This is a genomic window from Flavobacteriales bacterium, from assembly GCA_013214975.1.
In the GTDB taxonomy this organism is placed as follows: domain Bacteria; phylum Bacteroidota; class Bacteroidia; order DT-38; family DT-38; genus DT-38.
In genome coordinates this window covers 1-1669 of record JABSPR010000371.1, presented here as the reverse complement: position 1 = coordinate 1669, position 1669 = coordinate 1, and the positions used below count along the sequence as shown (strand labels likewise).

Here is a 1669-nt window from a genome sequence, read left to right as displayed (position 1 = left end):
CCCTCAGCAATACCTTGAGTTCTTTCTCTAACAAACTTAATGCAAGGCTCCATGTTTTTCATCCAGTTCAACGAATCAAAAACTCTGAAAACATCCACACCCGTATTCCAAGATTCTTCTACAAATCTTTCAACCAAGTTATCTGGGTACGCAGAATAGCCAACGCCGTTAGAACCTCTAATAAGCATTTGTAAAAGAACATTTGGCATTCTTTCTCTTAATTCTGCCAATCTTCTCCAAGGATTCTCGTGCAAGAAACGAAGACATACATCGAATGTAGCTCCACCCCACACTTCCATACTAAAGATATTCGGATGATTTCTAGCATACGCTTCAGCGACTGCATTCAAATCGTAAGAACGCATTCTTGTAGCCAATAATGACTGATGGGCATCTCTGAACGTTGTATCTGTATAATGAATCTGTTTATCCTTCTTGATTTTCTCAGCAAACTTCTCTGGTCCTAGCTTAGTAAGTAAGTCCTTCGTTCCTTTTGGAAATGGAGCGTGCTTATCAAAAGAAGGAATAATCGGTTTAATAAATTTCTTTTCTCTATCGATAAATTTAACATCCGAGTTACCATTAACTACAATATGCCCCAGGTATCTAACAATTTTTGTTGCTCTATCTAATTTGTAGTTAAACTTGAATAAACTCTTATCCGAATCAATAAAACCAACATTTACTTTTCCATCTCTAAAAGTTTCATGCGTAACAATATTCTGTAAGAATTGTATGTTGTGCTTAACCCCTCTAATTTGAAATTCCTTAAGGGCTCTTTCCATTTTTCTACAAGCACCGTCTAAAGTTCTTGAATGCGCAGATACCTTAACTAGCATAGAGTCGAAGAAAGGACTGATCTTCACACCTGCATAAAGGCTACCCATATCTAAACGGATACCAAATCCACCCGCACTTCTGTAAGTAATGATAGTTCCATAATCTGGTTTAAAGTTTTCCTTTGGATCTTCAGTAGTAATTCTACATTGCAACGCGAATCCATTTAACTTCAAAGACTTCTGGCTCTTTATTTTAATCTGCTCACTAGACAATTTAAATCCCGCCGCAATAAAAATTTGTGTTTTAATTAAATCAATACCTGTCACCATTTCAGTTACAGTGTGTTCAACTTGAATTCGAGGATTTACTTCAATGAAGTAAATATTATTATCTGGATCAACTAAAAATTCAACTGTACCTACATTATTATACCCAACTGCTTTGGTGATATTAATAGCATGCTTGTACAATTCTTCTTTCACACCATCAGGTAACCCAAAAGCAGGAGCTACTTCAACAACCTTTTGAAACCGCCTTTGAACAGAACAATCTCGTTCGAATAAGTGAACAATATTCCCGTGCCTATCCGCAACAATTTGTATTTCGATATGCTTTGGGTTCTCTACATATTTCTCAATAAACATCGTATCGTCACCAAAAGCATTCTTTGCTTCACGGCGAGCCTCATTGAAATAGTTTTTAATTTCGTCGGCTTTGCGAATAACTCGCATACCTCTTCCTCCACCTCCTGATGCAGCTTTTAGCATAACAGGAAAACCAATTCTTTCTGCTTCCGAAAGTGCAATTTTACTCGAAGTCAATTTCTTTGTACTACTTTGTATGATCGGAACATCCTTTTTGGTTGCAGTTTCTTTTGCGTTGATTTTAT

At 36.7% G+C, this 1669-nt stretch carries 1 protein-coding gene; it reads right to left on the bottom strand.

Features of this window, described 5'->3' with window-relative positions; all coding sequences use genetic code 11:
• The coding region (locus HRT72_11855; protein ID NQY68399.1) for an ATP-grasp domain-containing protein at positions 1-1669 on the bottom strand (1669 nt) is incomplete at both ends.